We start from the raw sequence: 18,590 nt of genomic DNA, 5'->3' as shown, positions 1-18,590 counted from the left end.
GAAAAATGGAACAGTTACAAGTTGGAGATATAAAAGTGACGTGGCTAAAAGGTGGGAACACACATTTAGACGGAGGAGCAATGTTTGGCGTTGTGCCGAAAGTACTTTGGTCACGTAAATATAAACATAATGATACAAATCATATTTATTTACGAACAGATCCGTTACTTTTACAAACGAAAGATGGCAACATGCTCATTGATTCTGGTATAGGAAATGGTAAATTGAATGAAAAGATGAAGCGGAATCAAGGTGTAACGGAAGAGTCGTCAGTTGAGAATTCTTTAGAAAAGATGGGACTAAAGCCTGAAGATATTCATTACGTTTTAATGACGCACCTTCACTTTGATCATGCATCTGGTTTAACGAAATGGGAAGGTGATCAACTTGTACCAACTTTTCCAAATGCGAAAGTTTACGTAAGTGAAACAGAGTGGAATGAAATGAGAAATCCAAATATTAGATCCCGTAATACATATTGGAAGGAAAATTGGGAGCCGATTGTAGACCAAGTTGTTACGTTTCAGCAAGAAATAGAAATTACGGATGAAATAAAAATGGCGCATACGGGCGGCCATAGTGACGGACACGCAGTGATCGCTTTAGAAAGCAAAGGGGAAACGATGCTGCATTTAGCAGACCTATTGCCGACGCACGCCCATCAAAATGTATTATGGGTCATGGCTTATGATGATTATCCGATGACATCGATTGAAAATAAGCAAAAGTGGATGAAGTATGGTGCTGAAAACGATGCTTGGTTCACTTTTTATCATGACGCGTATTATCGCGCAGTAAAGTGGAATGAGGAAGGTCATATCGTAGAAAAAATAGAACGGAAAACGGGTATAGAAGCATAAAAATGGGAGGGTGTTCCAGCAGTCTGTTGGAGCAGTCTCCTTTTTGTTGTCGTTTTTTGTCGGTAAGTCGATATATTTCAAAAATCGCCGATATAATTTGAGTTACGGTCGATATATTTCAAAAATCGCTGATATATTTGGAGTTGCAGCCGATATATTCGAAAAAACGCCGATATAATTTCAATCACTATCTGCAATTAAAAAATAAGAGGTTCACCTAATGGGAACCCTCCTTTTTATGCTGCTATAACCTCTAAAACAGTACCTGTTTTAGCATCAACTAAAAATTCAAATCGTTCTTGTATATCATTTAACATCGTTGTAAGACCGCCGCGATACACTTCATACGCGACATCATATTTTTCAAATGTCTCTGGAACCATATGTACCCAAGAGCCAGTAATTTCACCTTTATGACTTAATGCTTGTTTTACCATTTTCAATGCTTTTTCTGAAGAAATATGGGATTGTTCTTGTACTTTGTTTGCAACGAAATAACCAGCTGCGAACCCAACGCCAAGACCTGCTACTAAACCTTTCCAGCTCATATATTCACCTCAATTCTATAAAATAAAAATAGTGTACCGATAATAATTATAAAGCAAATACAGCTAAAAAAGAAGAAACTAGAAACATTTCGAAAATTTCGTTACAATAAAAGAGGTATTCTACTAAGGTTTGAAAGAAGGGGACTTCGTGAATAAAGAGACATTACAATTATTTCGCACGTTAACAGAATTACAAGGTGCATCAGGTTTCGAACATGATGTACGCCGTTTTATGAAGCAAGAATTAAGCAAATATGCAGATGAAATTGTACAAGACGGTTTAGGTAGTGTATTTGGTCTGAAAAAAGGGGACGAAACTGGCCCGCGTGTTCTTGTAGCAGGTCATATGGATGAAGTAGGTTTTATGGTTACGCAAATTACGAAAAACGGAATGCTTCGTTTTCAACCTTTAGGCGGCTGGTGGAGCCAAGTACTATTAGCTCAGCGCGTTCAAGTTATGACGAAGAATGGCCCTGTTATTGGGGTTGTTGGTTCTATTCCTCCTCATTTATTAAGTGACGCGCAACGTGCAAAACCGATGGATATAAAAAATATGTTAATTGATATAGGCGCAGATAGCTATGAAGATGCGATTGAAATTGGTGTAAAACCAGGACAACAAATCGTGCCAATCTGCCCGTTTACGCCGATGGCAAACGAAAAGAAAATTATGGCGAAAGCTTGGGACAACCGTTATGGATGTGGCCTTGCAATCGAATTACTAAAAGAATTAAAAGACGAAACATTACCAAACACATTGTACTCTGGTGCGACTGTACAAGAAGAAGTTGGTCTTCGCGGTGCTCAAACTGCTGCAAATATGATTCAACCAGATATTTTCTATGCGCTTGATGCAAGTCCAGCTAACGATGCATCTGGTGACAAAACACAGTTCGGTCAATTAGGAAAAGGTGCTCTTCTTCGTATTTATGACCGTACGATGGTAACGCATAGAGGAATGCGCGAATTCATTTTAGATACAGCAGAAACACACAACATTCCGTACCAATACTTTATTTCACAAGGTGGTACAGATGCGGGCCGTGTACATACAAGTAACTCAGGTATCCCATCAGCAGTGATTGGTGTTTGCGCACGCTACATTCATACACATGCTTCTATTTTACATGTTGATGACTATGCGGCAGCAAAAGAGTTAATTACGAAGCTTGTAAGAGCAACGGATAAAACGACGTTAGAGACAATTAAAAATAACGCGTAGAGAAGAAGGGCGAAAAACCCTTCTTTTTTTAGATTGAATAGATGCTCGAGCGATATATGGTAGCGGTCAGTGCTTAATTGATTCTCGCATGGGGGATTATAACCCCGGGTAGGAAGTGAGAGTAAGGTTGCTTTTGAGTTCGAGGTCCGCAATGTTGTGAGAAAAACTCTTCTTTTTCAGAGTGAAGAGACAAACAAGCGATGTGTGGTGGCCGTGCTCCCGTGTATAAAGAACAATTTGATTAAGGGAAAATGATAAATTTTTATAGAGGTGAATGAAATGAAAGTAGTAGTTGGATCGAAGAATAAAACGAAGGTTGGAGCTGTGGAGAAGGTTTGGAAAGATGCCGAAATTACATCTCTTTCTGTTCCTTCAGGAGTAGCAGCACAACCGTTTTCAGATGAAGAGACGATGCAAGGAGCGATCAATAGAGCGAAGCGAGCGCTAGAGGAAGGGGAAGCTCAAATTGGCATTGGACTAGAGGGCGGCGTGATGAAAACGGAGTACGGTTTATTTATGTGTAATTGGGGCGCACTAGCAACAAGTGATGGTAAAACATTCGTTGCCGGCGGGGCGCGTATTACGTTACCGGATGATTTTTTAGCACCTCTTGAAGAGGGCAAGGAGTTAAGTGAAGTGATGGAAGAGTTTGTACAGAGAAAAGATATTCGTAGTCATGAAGGTGCTATCGGTATTTTTACGGATGATTATGTGGACCGTACGGAATTATTTGTACACGTTGTTAAGTTACTTGTTGGGCAATATAAGTATGATAAAAAGCAAGCATAAACCTTGCACCGTGCGCGATGTATGGTAGTATAAAGGAAAGATTATAACATGAAAAAATGCACTCGTTAGAGGAGGAAATATAGATGAAATCATTAGAAAGCATGGAGCAATTTCAAGAGTTAAAAAATGAAGAGAATGTAATCTTTATGTTCTCAGCAGAATGGTGTCCAGACTGCCGCTTCGTAGATCCATTTATGCCAGAAGTAGAAGAGAAATATAGTGATTTCTCATTTTACTACGTAGATCGTGATGAGTTTATTGATCTATGCGTAAAATTAGACGTATTTGGCATTCCGAGCTTTGTAGCGTACAATAAAGGTGAAGAAACAGGTCGCTATGTAAACAAAGATCGTAAAACACAAGAACAAATCGAAGAGTTCATTGAAGGTTTAAAATAAGGCAATTTGCCAATTGAATTGTAAAACAACCTCTACCTTCGCGGGGGAGGTTATTTTTTTGGAAGGGAGGAAAAAGAGATGAAGATGACAAGTAAAAAGATGAAAGACGAGTTAATGAAGAGATTATCTCGCCCGGAATGGGACTTTCAGTATGATAGTGAGAAAGAAGTTCTACGTATAGAACAGAAAGACTCAAAAAAAGGTATTAACGTATCGCTTCCAGGAGTTGTAGCAAAATGGGAAGTGAATAAAGAAAAGGCGATTGAAGAGGTTGCCTACTACGTACAAGAAGCGTTAATTGCGATGCATAAGGAAGAAAATAGCGCGGCGAAAATTTTACCTGTTATTCGCTCTACTTCTTTCCCGAAACAAGCAGAAGAAGGAAATCCGTTTATTATGACGGATCATACGGCGGAAACACGTATTTACTATGCGCTAGATTCGAATAAAACATATCGTCTCATTGACGAGCGTTTATTACAAAAATTAGGGCTTACAGAGCAACAAGTACGTGAAATGGCATTATTCAACGCTCGCTCATTAAGTTATGAATTTAAACAAGACACAGTAGCAGGTAATACATTCTACTTTTTAAACACAAATGATGGGTATGATGCCACTCGTATTTTAAACGAATCGTTACTACAATCGATGCGTGAAAAGATTTCTGGTGACATGGTTGTTGCTGTTCCTCACCAAGATGTATTAATTATTGCTGATATCGTCAACGAAATCGGTTATGATATTATTGCACAAATGACAATGAAATTTTTTGCCGAAGGGCATGTTCCGATTACATCACTTTCATTCGTATATGAAGATGGGGACTTTGAACCAATCTTTATTTTAGCGAAGAATCGGAAGAAGACAGATGGAAAAGAGAAAGGATGAACGAAGTGAACGTTTTTTACAACCTTGAAGGAATTGGTGACACTTTAATTGTTGCCTTACAAGATATTACTTTAGAGAACCGTACTTTTGATCGCAAAGGAGATGTTGCACGCGTATACGATCGTGAAAGCAATGAAACAGCAGGATTCAACATCTTTAATGCATCTTCTTACTTAGAAGTAAAAGAAACAGGTAACCTTACATTAACGAAAGAACTTGTAGAAAAAATTAACGAAATTTTAGCGAAGAACGGCTTTGAAGAAACAGTAGAAGCAGATCTTTCTCCGAAATTTGTTGTAGGCTATGTAGCTGAAAAAGAGAAACACCCAAATGCCGATAAGCTAAACATCTGTAAAGTAGAAATCGGTACAGAAACATTACAAATCGTATGTGGCGCACCAAACGTTGATGCAGGACAAAAAGTTGTCGTTGCAAAAATCGGCGCTGTAATGCCAAGCGGTATGTTAATTAAGCCAGCTGAGCTTCGCGGAGTTCCTTCTGCTGGAATGATTTGTTCAGCACGTGAATTAGAGCTTCCAGATGCTCCACAAGAAAAAGGTATTCTTGTATTAGAAGATAGCTTTGAAGTTGGACAAGAGTTTAAATTTTAATTGATATAAGAAAAGAGAGGTTGTCCTTTTGGATGACCTCTCTTTTCGTTTTTTTTGTCAGTAAATCGATATCCTGTGTTGAATCGTTGATATATTGCGAGTTGTGATAGATATATTCAAAAAATCGTTCATATTATAAGGATGTCACCTTTTTTCTTTGAATCTATATTGTATTTTATAAACAAACTAGTTAAAATTTAGAAAAAAGAAGGGGATAGACGTATGAAACAACAACCAAAAATCGCAGAACTTCTGAAACGAATTGAAACTTCAAAACAGCAAGATATCGAGTTAGGTTCTTATGAAATCTATTTGTTTAGTGAAATTGAATTAGAAAAAGGACAAATCGGCTATCGATATGATAAACATAAAAATTCATTAATAAGTGAAGAAAACGGAAAATGGAAAGAAGAATGGATTGTTATCGGATATGAAACAGATATGGGGGACCCAGTTTTCGTAAATGTGTCTGATGATGCGTATTTCGTTTATACTGCAGAGCGTGGTACAGAAGCGTGGCAACCCGTTCATATTGGAAATATGGATGAGATTATAAAACAATTATAAAAAACTTTGAGACCGGTGCAAAGTGTAACGGATAGTGTAGATGAGTATCGGAAGAGTAAAGCTTGAACGCATTCTTACATGTAAGAATGCGTTTTTCTATATGAAAACACTCGTAAATTAGAATATTATGGATAAATATGACATGCTTAATTTTACCTGCACTTTTTGCCGAATGCTGATACAATAAAGGATGTTACTATTTAGTAGAAAGAGTGGTAAGCATGTTAGATTGGATGAAAAAGCTGTTTAACAAAGAGGAAGAACAAACAGCGATGAATAAAGAAGTACAAAAGCAAGTTGAAAGTCAGCCGAAAATTCCTCGTGTAAACCACTACACTGAAGCAAGAGAAGCACAAATGGCAAGTAGGAATGCAGGTAAATGCCGTTTTCCATTAGTACCGGATAATGGGTTCGATGAAGAGGATGTTATAGAAACAGGGCGTTTTGAAGAACAACCTGTTCAAGCTGTAACATATGAGAATCAGCCTATTCAAAGAGGAATCAAAGTGGAAAGAAGCAGACGACAGTATGTGGAGAAGGTAGTTTCTACATATGAAGAGCCGGAAATACAATATGAACCGGAGCGAGAGCCTGTCGTAAAGAAAGCATCTACACCAGCGCAAGAAAGTAACCGTAGACCATTTCGTCCAACAGAAATGATTTCGCCAATTTACGGATATAACCGTCCTTCAGTAGAGAAAAAGGAAGAAAAGCAGGAGGAAGTAAAGGAAAGAGAAGACCTTGAAATATCTGTAGAGGGCAAATCAGTCGTTGATGCATGGTTAGAGAAAAAAGGATATACACTATCTGATTTCTCAGAAGGACAAGCACCGACTTCTTCTAGTCATAGAGCTGCTAACGAGCAAGGAGAGCAACAATATGAAGAGAGTAAAAAGGAAGAAAAGTCAGTTGTTGATCAATGGCTAGAGAAAAACGGTTATGAAATCGAACGCCAAGAGCCTATAGTGGAAGAAAAAGAAGTGGTTCAAGAAATGAGTGCACCGCAGGAAGTTCCAGCGGCTGAATTACTTCATGAAACAATTGCTGAGCGCATGGAAGGTGCGAAGCAAGAAAGTGATGTAGTGGACAAAAACATTCTACAAGAGGAATTAGTAGATTCTAAAGTAGAGCACGAGGATACAATATTATCAGAAGAAATTAAACGTAGTACAGAAATAGAACAACCTACTATTGAAGTAGAAAAACAAGCACCAGAAGAATCAGTGATTGTCAAAGCAGAAGAAAAACTTGAAGAAACAATTGTTGTAGAAATACCAGAAGAAGTGGAAGTAATTGCAGAAGCAGAAGAGTCAGAAGAAGTGGAAGTAATTGCAGAAGCAGAAGAGTCAGAAGAAGTGGAAGTAATTGCGGAAGCGGAAGAGTCAGAAGAAGTGGAAGTAATTGCAGAAGCAGAAGAGTCAGAAGAAGTGGAAGTAATTGCAGAAGCAGAAGAGTCAGAAGAAGTGGAAGTAATTGCAGAAGCAGAAGAGTCAGAAGAAGTGGAAGTAATTGCAGAAGCAGAAGAGTCAGAAGAAGTGGAAGTAATTGCGGAAGCGGAAGAAACAGAAGAAGTGGAAGTAATTGCAGAAGCGGAAGAACCAGAAGAAGTGGAAGTAATTGCAGAAGCGGAAGAACCAGAAGAAGTGGAAGTAATTGCGGAAACAGAAGAGCAAAAAGAAGTGGAAGTAATTGCGGAAGCGGAAGAACCAGAAGAAGTGGAAGTAATTGCAGAAGCGGAAGAGCAAGAAGAAGTAGAAGCAATTGCGGAAGCGGAAGAGCAAGAAGAAGTAGAAGCAATTGCGGAAGCGGAAGAGCGAAAAGAAGTAGAAGTAATTGCAGAAACAGAAGCACCAGAAGAAGTGGAACCTGTAGTACTTGAGGAAACGCAGCAAGAAATGGTGTTAAATGAAGCAATTGAACAAAAGAATGAATTCATACATGTTGCTGAGACTGATGAACAAACGAAAAAAGATGTTCAAAGCTTTGCGGATGTTTTAATTACAGAAGAACAATTAGTTGTAGAAGAACAACCAGTTGTAGAAGAACAACCAGTTGCAGAAGAAACACCGGTCGCAGAAGAACAATCAGTTGTAGAAGAAACACCGGTCGCAGAAGAACAATTAGTTGTAGAAGAAACACCGGTCGCAGAAGAACAATCAGTTGTAGAAGAAGCACCGATTGTAGAAGAACAACCAGTTGCAGAGGAAATACCGATTGTAGAAGAACAACCAGTTGTACAAAAAGAAGAACCAAAACGTGAGAAAAAGCGTCACGTACCATTTAATGTTGTTATGTTGAAACAAGATAGAACGCGATTAATGGAAAGACATGCGGCTAGAACAAATGCAATGCAACCTTCTATGAGTGAACGAGTAGAGAATAAGTCTGTACATCAAGTAGAAGAAAAAACAATGCAGCAAGTAGTGGTAGAACCACAAGTGGAAGAAAAACCAGTGCAGCAAGTAGTAGTAGAACCACAAGTGGAAGAAAAACCAGTGCAGCAAGTAGTAGTGGAACCACAAGTGGAAGAAAAACCAGTGCAGCAAGTAGTAGTGGAACCACAAGTGGAAGAAAAACCAATGCAACAAGTAGTAGTAGTAGAACCACAAGTGGAAGAAAAACCAATGCAACAAGTAGTAGTAGTAGAACCACAAGTGGAAGAAAAACCAGTACAACAAGTAGTGGCAGAGCAAGTACAAAAGCCAATTTCAAGTACGGAAGTAGAAGAGAAAGCATATGTTGTAAATCAAAGAGAGAATGATGTGCGAAATGTATTGCAAACGCCACCGACGTATACGATTCCATCGTTAACATTACTATCGATTCCGCAGCAAGCAGCGTTAGATAATACGGAATGGTTGGAAGAACAGAAAGAATTATTAGATACAACGTTTAATAATTTCCACGTTGGCGCACATGTTATTAATGTATCGCAAGGTCCAGCAGTAACTCGTTTTGAAGTACAGCCAGATCCAGGTGTAAAAGTAAATAAAATTACAAACTTAAGTGATGATATTAAGCTAAGTTTAGCGGCGAAAGATATTCGTATTGAAGCGCCGATTCCAGGGAAGAGTGCGATTGGAATCGAAGTTCCCAATAAAGAAAGTAAGCCAGTTTTTCTTCGTGAAATTTTAAGAAGTCCTGTGTTTACAAAGAGTGAATCACCGCTTACGGTTGCGCTTGGACTTGATATTTCAGGTGATCCAATTGTAACGGATATTCGAAAAATGCCACACGGACTTATTGCGGGTGCAACAGGTTCAGGTAAAAGTGTGTGTATTAACGCCATTTTAACGAGCATTTTATATAAAGCGAAACCACATGAAGTGAAGTTAATGTTAATCGATCCGAAGATGGTTGAGCTTGCACCATACAATTCTGTTCCACATCTTGTAGCACCTGTTATTACGGATGTAAAAGCAGCGACAGCTGCATTAAAATGGGCAGTTGAAGAAATGGAGCGCCGTTATGAATTATTTGCGCACGCAGGAGCTCGTGATTTAACTCGTTACAATACGATTGTAAGTGAGCGAGAAATTCCGGGAGAGACATTACCTTATATCGTTATTGTCATTGACGAGCTAGCCGATTTAATGATGGTAGCACCTGGTGATGTTGAGGAAGCGATTTGTCGTATTGCGCAAAAAGCACGTGCTTGTGGTATTCATTTATTAGTAGCGACGCAGCGTCCATCTGTAGATGTTATTACAGGTTTAATTAAGTCGAACATTCCAACGCGTATTGCGTTTACTGTATCATCTCAAGTTGATTCGCGTACGATTATTGATATTGGGGGCGCGGAGAAATTACTTGGCCGTGGTGATATGTTATTCTTAGGGAACGGTACATCTAAGCCAGTTCGTGTACAAGGTGTATATGTATCGGATGATGAGATTGAAAAGACAGTTGATCATGTGAAAAAGCAAATGAAGCCGAATTACTTATTTAAGCAAGAGGATTTATTAGCGAAAACAGAACAAGCTGAGTCGGAAGACGAATTGTTCCTTGATGCATGTCAATTTGTTGTAGAACAAGGGGGAGCGTCCACATCTTCTGTACAGCGAAAATTCCGCATCGGTTATAATCGCGCGGCACGTCTCATTGAAGAGATGGAATCGCAAGGAATTATTTCTGAAGCAAGAGGAACGAAGCCAAGAGATGTCCTTATTTCTGAGGATGAATTTGCCGCTATGCAGGAAACAAATGTATAGTAAACGGTTTTGCTGTATACTAAGAGAAAATGTTGGATAGTAAAGTAGGGAGTAAAGCGACATGAAAGAAATTGAATTAAAATTAAAAGGTGAAATAAATAGACTAACAAATAAAACATTTAAATTTGACGAACGCGTTGGAGAAGGTTGGTTCTCTGCCGTTTACTTTTTAAAGACTAGAGAAATCATCGAAGAATTTCGCCCGAAAAGTGTTGTAACGATGCAATTTTTCCAAAAGGAAAATGCAGTTCTTTGCGGAACAGATGAAGTTATTGCATTGCTACAAACATTCGCTAAAAATCCTGAGGAACTTGAGATTAACTCTTTAAAAGATGGCGATAAAATTAGTCCATTTGAAACAGTGTTAACAATTCATGGTCCTTATGAAAATTTCGGATTTTTAGAAGGTGTTATTGATGGGATTTTAGCTCGTCGTACATCGGTTGCAACAAACGTATATAACGTTGTCCAAGCTGCGCGTAGCGTAGATAAAGAAAAACCAGTTATTTTCATGGGAGACCGTGATGATCATTATACACAACAAGCTGGTGACGGTTATGCAGCATACATCGGTGGTATGAGCGCACAAGCGACGCATGCGATGAATGAATGGTGGGGCAAAAGTGGTATGGGGACAATGCCTCACGCATTAATTCAAATGTTTAATGGTGATGTTGTGGAAGCGGCAAAAGCATATCATAAAAAATTCCCAGAAGATGAATTAGTTGTATTAATTGATTACAACAATGATGTCATTACAGATGCACTTCGTGTAGCACGTGAATTTGGATCAACATTAAAAGGTGTACGTGTAGATACGTCTCGCACGATGATTGATCAATACTTCATTCGCCACCCAGAAGTACTTGGAACATTCGATCCACGTGGTGTAAACCCATCGCTTGTATTCGCACTTCGTAAAGCACTTGATGAAGAAGGATTCCAGCATGTAGACATCGTTGTAACTGGTGGATTTGATGAGAAACGTATTCGTGAATTTGAAGCTCAAAACGTACCTGTTGATATATACGGAGTAGGAAGTAGCTTATTAAAAATGAATATTGGCTTTACTGGTGATAACGTAGAATTAAATGGAAAACCGGAAGCGAAAGCTGGTCGTAAATATCGTCCAAACCCACGTCTAGAACGTGTTCAATTAGAAAAAAGAGAAGATATGTAAGAGAGAGAAAAACTGATAGGTGATTGACCCTATCAGTTTTTCTGTTATCATAGTATAGCGGCTTCTTTTTTGCTATAATGGATTTGTTATGGACATAAAAAAGAAGTACGTACGAGTTTATCCTGATAAGTGAAGGGAAGAATAACTTCACTACATCAAAAATGTATGATGATTACCAAAATAAGAAAAGATTCATATACTGTCTTATAGATAGGCCGTTGTATTAGTTCGAAATGTTGGAGGTTCTTTAAGATGACAGTTTACCATTTTGTAGGAATTAAAGGAACAGGAATGAGTTCATTAGCGCAAATTCTTCATGACATGAAGCATACTGTTCAAGGGTCTGATTATGAAAAGCGTTTCTTTACACAAACAGCGTTGGAAAAGCGTAGTATCTCGATTCTTCCTTTTGATAAAAGTAATGTAAAAGAAGGACAAGTGATTATTGCAGGAAATGCATTTCCTGATACGCATGAAGAAATCGTAGCAGCAAAAGAATTAAACATCCCAGTACATCGTTACCATCACTTCTTAGGTGACCTTATGAACCAATACACAAGTGTTGCTGTAACTGGTGCACATGGAAAAACATCAACAACTGGTTTGTTAGCCCATGTAATGCAAGGTGCACACCCTACATCTTACCTTATTGGAGATGGAACAGGGCATGGGGTAGAAAATAGTAAGTATTTTGTATTTGAAGCTTGTGAGTATCGTCGTCATTTCTTGTCTTACAATCCAGACTATGCGATTATGACAAACATTGATTTTGATCATCCAGATTATTTCACAGATATCAATGATGTATTCAGTGCATTCCAAGAGATGGCATTGCAAGTGAAAAAAGGCATTATTGCATGTGGAGATGATGAAGAACTTCAAAAAATTCAAGCGAAAGTACCTGTTATTTTCTATGGATTTGGAGAAGATAATGATTTCCAAGCACGTAACATTCAAAAGAGAACAGATGGTACTATTTTCGATGTATTCGTTCGTAATACGTACTATGACACGTTCAAAATTACAGGATACGGCAATCACAGCGTATTAAATGCATTAGCAGTAATCGCGCTTTGCCATTATGAAAATGTTGATGTAGAAGCAGTTAAGCATCAGTTAACAACTTTTGAAGGCGTAAAACGTCGCTTTAATGAGAAGCCGATGGGAGAGCAAGTTATTATTGATGACTACGCACACCATCCGACAGAAATTAATGCAACGATTGAAGCCGCTCGTCAAAAACATCCAGAGCGTGAAATTGTCGCTGTATTCCAGCCGCACACATTCTCACGTACAGAAAAGTTCTTAGATGAGTTCGCTGAAAGCCTAAGCAAAGCGGATCAAGTATACTTATGTGATATTTTCGGATCAGCGCGCGAAAACAAAGGTGAATTAACAATCGAAGATCTGCAAAAGCGTATTGACGGTGCAGAATTAATTACAGATACAACAACGGATGTATTAAAGAAACATAAAAACGGCGTTCTCATTTTCATGGGCGCAGGAGACATCCAAAAATTCGAAGCAGCTTACGTAAAAGAAGTTCAAGTTGCAGAGAAGTAATAGAAAAGACGCATAGCGGTGGCTGTGCGTCTTTTTTGTTGTGTTGTAGGGTGTAGTAATGTTGTCGAATTTAGTCGGTAAGTCGATATCCCTTGTCGAATCGTCGATATATTTTAAAAATCGTTGATATATTAGATGGGAATTTTCTATTTAGAAATGTTAGAATAATAAGAAAAATAAAAAGAGGAGCTAAAAAACATGTTCACACTCCGGGTAGACGACGAAATCGAACTACAATTACTAGAAAAACATCATAAAGAGGAACTATATCAATTAATAAATCAAAACCGTAATCATTTAAGAAGATGGCTTCCTTGGGTAGATGGGACGAAATCTGCTGATGCTTATAATGAGATTTGTCCGATGTGGTTAAAGAAGTTTGCAGAGGGAGACGGTTTTGAAAGTGGCATACGTTATAAAGGAAAGCTCGTTGGGATGGTAGGTATTCATCCAGTGAGCTGGGGGAAGAAAGCGGCAAGTCTCGGATATTATCTTGCAGAAGATGCTGGCGGGAAAGGTATTATGACGCGTAGCGTGAAGGCTGTACTTCACTATGCATTTGAGAATTTAAAATTAAATAAAATGGAAATTAGATGCGGTGTTGAAAATGTGAAAAGTCGCGCTATTCCAGAACGTTTAGGGTTTAAGTTAGATGGTGTTTTAAGAGATGAAGAATGGTTATATGATCATTTTCATGATGTCGCAGTATATAGTTTACTAGCTTCAGAGTGGAAGGAGATTCGATGAACGAGAAGATACGCATTATTCCGTATGAAAGTACGTTTCAAGATGAAGTAGTAGATCTTATCGTTCATATTCAGCAAAAAGAGTACAATGTTCCCATTACGAAAGAAGAGCAGCCGGACTTGCTTGAAATAGAAACATTTTATCAAAGGAATCATGGCAACTTTTGGGTAGCAATTTATGATGGTAAAGTAGTTGGAACAGTAGCTTTATTAGATATTGAGAATCATCAAGTAGCGTTAAGAAAAATGTTTGTAAAAAAAGAATTTCGCGGAAAAGATTGGGGCGCATCACATAAGTTGCTCCAAACAGCAATTTCGTGGGCTGAGAATAAAAAGCTGAAAGACATTTACTTAGGAACGACAGTTAAATTTTTAGCAGCACATCGCTTTTATGAAAAGAATGGTTTTCAAAGTGTGAGTATAGATGAGTTGCCAAAAAGTTTTCCAGTGTTGCAGGTAGATAAGAAATTTTATAGATATATTGTTTAAGAAGGTCATGTAGAAATGGCCTTTTTTTATGAACTAAAATGGAAAAAGTGGTATAATTTAGGTTAGGGGGTGCGTGTATGAACTTTCCGATTCAAAGAAGTAAGTCAGTAGTCATTTTCGTTTGTCTCACGTTAGCTTTTATGTTTGTGTATCCACTTGTCATGATTGTCACAAATAAAGAGCAGTGGATGACAGCGTTAATTGGGATGGGTTTATGCTTCCTTGTTAATGTACCACTCGTTTGGGAAGTGTTTATTAAAAAGCATAAAGTAGAAAATGGTGTATTAAAGTACGGTGTTTTAAATGACGATATCGTATTGAAAGAGATAAGAATCATTCGTCAAGTTGGGAAATCTCTTGAAATTACGACCAATGCATACAAAGTACATATGGTTGCGATGCCGCAACATATGACTGAATTCTTGGCGCTTATTGAGAAAGAGAACCCACATGTGAAAATAGAAATGGCAGGTAAGAAATGAAATATGTAAAACCTTTGTTTAGAAATATTATTTGTGCTTATTGGTTGCACTAGAGTATATATGAAATGGGATCTGCCTTTATATGTACCAATATTAATAGGTACTATCGCAGTGGTGCTTTTATATTATTTTCATTTTCAGCAAACGAAAGGCGAGAAAAGTAGCTCTATATAGTTAGGAGAATTAGAAATGAAAAAGTCCTTATGTTATTTGTATTTCTGCTAACCGCATCTTTTCTTTTACTAGGATGTAGTACGAAGAAGGAAAAGACGAATCTAAACTTAGAAAAGGCACAAAAAGTTGAAATTGAATCACTTACTGATTCAAGTGAAAAGAAAGTAATTACCGATAAGAAAGAAATTGAAAAGCTGTTTGAAGTCATGAAAATGAATAAGTGGGAAATGCAGTCGGCTCCTTTAGATACTCCGCAAGGGAAAACATTTAAAATGTATCAAGAAGGTACAACAAAATTATCGGAGTCGAGTAAAGATAAAAAGGAATTACATGAAATTGGTACGATGACAGTATATAAAGATGTCCCGTATGTTGAAGTTGAAATGAAAAATAAGAAAATGAGTTTTAAAGTGCCAGAAGATGTGGCGAAAGACTTATTAAAGTATTAAAAAAACGCTCGGAAAAAATCCCGAGCGTTTTTCATTATTTTAAGTTCTCTGGATTTAAAGCTTCTAATTCAGGTACAACGAAGCGTCCGTCTTTACGGATTAGTACGTCGTCGAAGTAAATTTCGCCGCCGCCGTATTCAGGGCGTTGGATGCATACTAAATCCCAGTGAATGTTCGAGTTGTTACCGTTCCAAGCATCGTCGTAAGCTTGTCCAGGAGTGAAGTGGAAGCTGCCATCGATTTTTTCATCGAATAGGATATCTCCCATTGGATGTAAGATGTATGGGTTTACGCCAATTGCGAACTCACCAACGTAGCGTGCGCCTTCGTCTGTATCGAAGATTTTGTTAATGCGCTCTGTATCGTTTGCAGTTGCTTCAACGATTTGTCCGTTCTCGAACTTAAGTTGTACATTTTCAAATGTATAACCGTTGTAAGGAGATGGCGTGTTGTAAGAAACTGTACCGTTAACAGAATCACGAACTGGTGCAGAGTATACTTCACCGTCTGGAATGTTTAAATGACCAGAGCATTTAATTGCTGGAATGTCTTTAATAGAGAATGTTAAGTCAGTTCCAGGTCCAGTTAGGCGCACTTTATCTGTTTTATTCATTAATGTAACAAGGCTATCCATCGCCTTATCCATTTTACCGTAGTCTAAGTTACAAACTTCGAAGTAGAAGTCTTCGAAAGCTTCTGTGCTCATTTTAGCAAGCTGCGCCATAGAAGCATTTGGGTAGCGAAGAACAACCCAGCGTGTTTTCGGAACGCGAATGTCTCTATGAACTTTCTTACCAACTGTTTGACCGTGAATTTGCATTCTTTCACTTGGCACGTCAGCTTGTTCGTTAATGTTATCGCCAGAGCGAAGACCGATATAAGCGTCCATATCTTTCATTACGCTTGCTTCATATGCAGCGATTTGTTCAAAATGTTCTTCAGTAGCACCCATTAATAAAGAGCGATCTACTTGATGATCTTTTAAAGAAACGAATGGGAAACCACCAGCTGCATATGCTTCTTTAACAAGTGCAGTTACAAGTTCTTTTTGTAAGCCAAAGTTTTCAATTAATACTTTTTCGCCTTTTTGTAAGCGAATAGAGTAGTTAATTAAATTGTATGCTAACTTTTCAATGCGTGGATCTTTCATATGTAAAGCCTCCCTACTAATTATGTATCCTCTCCTATTGTAACCTACTTAGTGGAATTTGTTGAATCATTTATGTTAAAGTTAACGAATAAGTATGAAAATTCTAATGGGAAGATAGGGATTAGAACGAAACGGAAAATGATTGTATAATAGGGGAAAGTATGAAAAAGATAAAGGAAGTGATGAAATGCAAGTTCTTTTATATGTAAGTGCAGCTATTATCGCGGTTGCTTTCGCTGTATTAGTAGTGTATGTATGCAGAACGTTGTTATCGGTTCAGAAGACGTTAGAAAACGTTGCAAGCACGTTAGAAGGTTTAGAAAAGCAAATGCAAGGGATTAGCGTAGAGACGGAGCAATTATTACATAAAACAAATGCGTTAGCTGATGACATTCAACAGAAGTCACAATCATTAAATAAAGTAGTATCGGGTGTAGATGGAATTGGAACGACAATCCATTCTTTAAATACGAAACTTCGTAATGTATCAGAGTCTGTTACGGATGAAATTGAAAATAATGCAGATAAAGTAGCGCAAGTTGTACAGTGGAGTAGCGCAGCAATTGAAGTATACAATCATTATCGTGCGACAAGACAAGAGAAAAAGGTTGAAAAAGAAGAACGTAAATTAGAAAGACTCGAGAAAAAAGCTGAAAAGAAAGAAAAGCGCTCTAGACTTCGTATGAGAGGTGAATCGTAATGAATATGACAAAACTTGAAACAATTGAAGAGCTTGAAGTACTAGTAGAAAAAAACGAGCCTTATGTTCTTTTTAAACATAGTACGACATGCCCGATTAGTCATGGTGCCTATACAGAATTTCAAGCTTATTGTAGTGAAGAAAGAGCGGTACCAGCGTATTACTTATACGTACAAGATGCGAGAGATGTTTCGAATCGTGTTGCAGAACAGTACAGCATTAAACATGAATCTCCGCAAGTGTTATACATAAAAGATGGGATGGTAGTATGGAATACGTCTCATTGGAACATTAAAAAAGATGCTTTAGAAGAGAATATTAAGTAAAAAGAAGCAAGCAAAAGGTGCTTGCTTCTTTTTTTTGTTTTTGTTGAAATATATTTAATGGTAAACTGTTAATAGTTCAAACTAAATAACTAGATTGTTGAAAGTAGGTTTTAAGTAATGAAGAAAATGGCATTATCCTTCGCAGTCGTAAGTTTATTACTAGGAGCTTGTAGTAATGATACGATTAGTAAGAAGGATGAAGTTATACAGAAAGATACGAAAGAAAAAAGCATGATTCCGAGAACTGCTGTTTCTAAAGATTATTATAGAACTGTAATTCCTTTAAAAGAACAAAAGGTTATAAATACAGCTAATGTAAAAACAAATTCTAAATTAGATTTAGCAGAGTATGAAAATGGTTTAATGAATATTGCAAAAGAGCAATTTGATACAGAAAACCATGTGCTTCAATTAAATCAGTATATTCCTGAGAAGTTAGTTGATGAACTAGTCGCAAAAGTAGAAGCACCCGTTTTGACAAATATTATAGAACAAGACTATTTCGGGAAACAGAATTCAAATGAATTAAGTTTATCTGGCGTTGTAATTGGGTTAGCTATGTCTTCAAGTGTATCCAATGAAGAGGCAATGTCTAAGGGGACTGAAGTTGCTAAGCAACTTATTGAAGCTATTCATAAAAATGACAAGTATAATAAATCCCCAATTACGTTTGCTATCTTTAAGCAAGAAAGTACAAGTTCTTTAAAAAATGGCACGTATATTGCTAGTGCTACCGTTCAAAAGAATGATAAGAACCTTGGAAATTGGAATGCAATTGAAGAAAAAGCGTATTTATATCCTTCCGATGAATTTACACAAGCACATGGAGAAGATAATGAAAAAATAAATAAATTTGCTGAGGCAATGAAAGGTTTTTCTCCTGGAGACTTTATCCCAGTAAATGCTAAAGTTTCTTATAAGAAAAATCAAATGGATACATTAAATATGGATATTGTTATTAAATATAACGGTAAAACAGAATTAATGGCTCTTACTCAACTCGCCGCTCAAAGTATGTTAGACCAATTACCGAAAGATGCAAAAGTACAATTGCAGATAAAGTCCGAGAATAAAATTGAGGCAATTGTTATAAAAGAGAAAAACAGCGATAAACCGTTTGTTTCCTTCTTATAAAAAAAGACAGTGTTTAAACTGTCTTTTTTTACTGTAAATGAAAGGGGACGATGGGACAGGGCGTCACGTAATACGCTCTATATTTCCGCTGTACTAATTT

19 protein-coding genes are annotated in these 18,590 nt (G+C 37.5%); 17 read left to right on the top strand and 2 right to left on the bottom strand.

Annotation, left to right across the window (positions count from 1 at the left end):
- The first annotated feature begins 5 nt into the window (after positions 1-5).
- On the top strand, positions 6-860 hold the full coding sequence (locus EGX95_RS22215; RefSeq protein ID WP_000436882.1) for a YtnP family quorum-quenching lactonase: 855 nt from the start codon (positions 6-8) through the stop codon (positions 858-860).
- A 236-nt stretch (positions 861-1,096) separates the two neighbouring features.
- Here the strand turns inward: EGX95_RS22215 and EGX95_RS22210 are convergent, their stop codons facing one another.
- Positions 1,097-1,408, bottom strand: coding sequence for a PepSY domain-containing protein (locus EGX95_RS22210; RefSeq protein WP_000118540.1), 312 nt, complete (start codon positions 1,406-1,408; stop codon positions 1,097-1,099).
- Between the two features lie 148 nt (positions 1,409-1,556).
- Here EGX95_RS22210 and EGX95_RS22205 point away from each other — a divergent pair, with 148 nt between their 5' ends.
- The 13 genes from EGX95_RS22205 to EGX95_RS22145 all read left to right on the top strand — a co-directional run bounded on the left by EGX95_RS22205 (position 1,557) and on the right by EGX95_RS22145 (position 15,180).
- Complete coding sequence (locus EGX95_RS22205) at positions 1,557-2,630, top strand: M42 family metallopeptidase (protein WP_001031510.1); 1,074 nt, start codon at positions 1,557-1,559, stop codon at positions 2,628-2,630.
- A 279-nt stretch (positions 2,631-2,909) separates the two neighbouring features.
- Positions 2,910-3,419, top strand: coding sequence for a DUF84 family protein (locus EGX95_RS22200; protein ID WP_000869930.1), 510 nt, complete (start codon positions 2,910-2,912; stop codon positions 3,417-3,419).
- 83 nt (positions 3,420-3,502) lie between these two features.
- Positions 3,503-3,817 (top strand): thioredoxin family protein, encoded by a 315-nt coding sequence (locus EGX95_RS22195; protein WP_000838188.1) that lies wholly within the window; start codon positions 3,503-3,505, stop codon positions 3,815-3,817.
- A gap of 78 nt (positions 3,818-3,895) precedes the next feature.
- The gene (locus tag EGX95_RS22190) at positions 3,896-4,708 is read left to right on the top strand and encodes a DUF1444 domain-containing protein (RefSeq protein WP_000784614.1); all 813 of its coding nucleotides are present in this window, start codon (positions 3,896-3,898) and stop codon (positions 4,706-4,708) included.
- Positions 4,705-5,319 carry a YtpR family tRNA-binding protein gene (ytpR, locus tag EGX95_RS22185; protein WP_001006759.1) on the top strand — a complete coding sequence of 205 codons (615 nt, stop codon included), beginning with the start codon at positions 4,705-4,707 and terminating at the stop codon, positions 5,317-5,319. Before EGX95_RS22190 ends, ytpR begins: the two co-directional genes overlap by 4 nt.
- Before the next feature lie 222 nt (positions 5,320-5,541).
- Positions 5,542-5,886: a hypothetical protein gene (locus EGX95_RS22180; protein ID WP_000813326.1), complete on the top strand. Its 345-nt coding sequence runs from the start codon at positions 5,542-5,544 to the stop codon at positions 5,884-5,886.
- Between the two features lie 221 nt (positions 5,887-6,107).
- Positions 6,108-10,097: a DNA translocase FtsK gene (locus EGX95_RS22175; RefSeq protein ID WP_123805751.1), complete on the top strand. Its 3,990-nt coding sequence runs from the start codon at positions 6,108-6,110 to the stop codon at positions 10,095-10,097.
- Positions 10,098-10,158: 61 nt separating this feature from the next.
- Positions 10,159-11,277 carry a nicotinate phosphoribosyltransferase gene (locus EGX95_RS22170; protein ID WP_000658369.1) on the top strand — a complete coding sequence of 373 codons (1,119 nt, stop codon included), beginning with the start codon at positions 10,159-10,161 and terminating at the stop codon, positions 11,275-11,277.
- A 252-nt stretch (positions 11,278-11,529) separates the two neighbouring features.
- On the top strand, positions 11,530-12,840 hold the full coding sequence (gene murC / locus EGX95_RS22165) for a UDP-N-acetylmuramate--L-alanine ligase (RefSeq protein WP_000219470.1): 1,311 nt from the start codon (positions 11,530-11,532) through the stop codon (positions 12,838-12,840).
- A gap of 198 nt (positions 12,841-13,038) precedes the next feature.
- Positions 13,039-13,587, top strand: coding sequence for a GNAT family N-acetyltransferase (locus EGX95_RS22160; RefSeq protein ID WP_000494674.1), 549 nt, complete (start codon positions 13,039-13,041; stop codon positions 13,585-13,587).
- Positions 13,584-14,075 (top strand): GNAT family N-acetyltransferase, encoded by a 492-nt coding sequence (locus tag EGX95_RS22155; protein WP_001003138.1) that lies wholly within the window; start codon positions 13,584-13,586, stop codon positions 14,073-14,075. The genes EGX95_RS22160 and EGX95_RS22155 overlap by 4 nt, the downstream gene beginning before the upstream one ends.
- Before the next feature lie 77 nt (positions 14,076-14,152).
- Positions 14,153-14,557 carry a PH domain-containing protein gene (locus EGX95_RS22150; RefSeq protein ID WP_001010637.1) on the top strand — a complete coding sequence of 135 codons (405 nt, stop codon included), beginning with the start codon at positions 14,153-14,155 and terminating at the stop codon, positions 14,555-14,557.
- Between the two features lie 203 nt (positions 14,558-14,760).
- A complete protein-coding gene (locus tag EGX95_RS22145; protein ID WP_000899722.1) occupies positions 14,761-15,180 on the top strand; it encodes a hypothetical protein in 420 nt (139 codons plus the stop codon).
- Positions 15,181-15,214: 34 nt separating this feature from the next.
- Here the strand turns inward: EGX95_RS22145 and EGX95_RS22140 are convergent, their stop codons facing one another.
- A complete protein-coding gene (locus EGX95_RS22140) occupies positions 15,215-16,330 on the bottom strand; it encodes an aminopeptidase (protein WP_000654739.1) in 1,116 nt (371 codons plus the stop codon).
- Between the two features lie 187 nt (positions 16,331-16,517).
- Here EGX95_RS22140 and EGX95_RS22135 point away from each other — a divergent pair, with 187 nt between their 5' ends.
- The 3 genes from EGX95_RS22135 (at position 16,518) to EGX95_RS22125 (ending at position 18,490) form a co-directional block, all read left to right on the top strand.
- Positions 16,518-17,030 carry a DUF948 domain-containing protein gene (locus EGX95_RS22135; RefSeq protein WP_001197726.1) on the top strand — a complete coding sequence of 171 codons (513 nt, stop codon included), beginning with the start codon at positions 16,518-16,520 and terminating at the stop codon, positions 17,028-17,030.
- Positions 17,030-17,356 carry a bacillithiol system redox-active protein YtxJ gene (ytxJ, locus tag EGX95_RS22130; RefSeq protein WP_001057466.1) on the top strand — a complete coding sequence of 109 codons (327 nt, stop codon included), beginning with the start codon at positions 17,030-17,032 and terminating at the stop codon, positions 17,354-17,356. The genes EGX95_RS22135 and ytxJ overlap by 1 nt, the downstream gene beginning before the upstream one ends.
- Before the next feature lie 117 nt (positions 17,357-17,473).
- Positions 17,474-18,490: a CamS family sex pheromone protein gene (locus EGX95_RS22125; protein ID WP_000738017.1), complete on the top strand. Its 1,017-nt coding sequence runs from the start codon at positions 17,474-17,476 to the stop codon at positions 18,488-18,490.
- The last annotated feature ends 100 nt before the right edge of the window (positions 18,491-18,590 follow it).

This window comes from Bacillus sp. FDAARGOS_527 (genome assembly GCF_003812125.1).
Classification (GTDB): domain Bacteria; phylum Bacillota; class Bacilli; order Bacillales; family Bacillaceae_G; genus Bacillus_A; species Bacillus_A paranthracis.
The sequence above is the reverse complement of the archived record's forward strand: the minus strand, read 5'-3'. Positions and strand labels throughout refer to the sequence as shown.

What these genes read in the sequence shown, in the direction of transcription:
- EGX95_RS22215 (WP_000436882.1), top strand. Translation starts at nt 6, where the DNA reads ATGGAACAGTTACAAGTTGGAGATATAAAAGTGACGTGGCTAAAAGGT.
- EGX95_RS22210 (WP_000118540.1), bottom strand. Translation starts at nt 1,408, where the DNA reads ATGAGCTGGAAAGGTTTAGTAGCAGGTCTTGGCGTTGGGTTCGCAGCT.
- EGX95_RS22200 (WP_000869930.1), top strand. Translation starts at nt 2,910, where the DNA reads ATGAAAGTAGTAGTTGGATCGAAGAATAAAACGAAGGTTGGAGCTGTG.
- EGX95_RS22195 (WP_000838188.1), top strand. Translation starts at nt 3,503, where the DNA reads ATGAAATCATTAGAAAGCATGGAGCAATTTCAAGAGTTAAAAAATGAA.
- EGX95_RS22190 (WP_000784614.1), top strand. Translation starts at nt 3,896, where the DNA reads ATGAAGATGACAAGTAAAAAGATGAAAGACGAGTTAATGAAGAGATTA.
- ytpR (WP_001006759.1), top strand. Translation starts at nt 4,705, where the DNA reads ATGAACGAAGTGAACGTTTTTTACAACCTTGAAGGAATTGGTGACACT.
- EGX95_RS22180 (WP_000813326.1), top strand. Translation starts at nt 5,542, where the DNA reads ATGAAACAACAACCAAAAATCGCAGAACTTCTGAAACGAATTGAAACT.
- EGX95_RS22175 (WP_123805751.1), top strand. Translation starts at nt 6,108, where the DNA reads ATGTTAGATTGGATGAAAAAGCTGTTTAACAAAGAGGAAGAACAAACA.
- EGX95_RS22170 (WP_000658369.1), top strand. Translation starts at nt 10,159, where the DNA reads ATGAAAGAAATTGAATTAAAATTAAAAGGTGAAATAAATAGACTAACA.
- murC (WP_000219470.1), top strand. Translation starts at nt 11,530, where the DNA reads ATGACAGTTTACCATTTTGTAGGAATTAAAGGAACAGGAATGAGTTCA.
- EGX95_RS22160 (WP_000494674.1), top strand. Translation starts at nt 13,039, where the DNA reads ATGTTCACACTCCGGGTAGACGACGAAATCGAACTACAATTACTAGAA.
- EGX95_RS22155 (WP_001003138.1), top strand. Translation starts at nt 13,584, where the DNA reads ATGAACGAGAAGATACGCATTATTCCGTATGAAAGTACGTTTCAAGAT.
- EGX95_RS22150 (WP_001010637.1), top strand. Translation starts at nt 14,153, where the DNA reads ATGAACTTTCCGATTCAAAGAAGTAAGTCAGTAGTCATTTTCGTTTGT.
- EGX95_RS22145 (WP_000899722.1), top strand. Translation starts at nt 14,761, where the DNA reads ATGTTATTTGTATTTCTGCTAACCGCATCTTTTCTTTTACTAGGATGT.
- EGX95_RS22140 (WP_000654739.1), bottom strand. Translation starts at nt 16,330, where the DNA reads ATGAAAGATCCACGCATTGAAAAGTTAGCATACAATTTAATTAACTAC.
- EGX95_RS22135 (WP_001197726.1), top strand. Translation starts at nt 16,518, where the DNA reads ATGCAAGTTCTTTTATATGTAAGTGCAGCTATTATCGCGGTTGCTTTC.
- ytxJ (WP_001057466.1), top strand. Translation starts at nt 17,030, where the DNA reads ATGAATATGACAAAACTTGAAACAATTGAAGAGCTTGAAGTACTAGTA.
- EGX95_RS22125 (WP_000738017.1), top strand. Translation starts at nt 17,474, where the DNA reads ATGAAGAAAATGGCATTATCCTTCGCAGTCGTAAGTTTATTACTAGGA.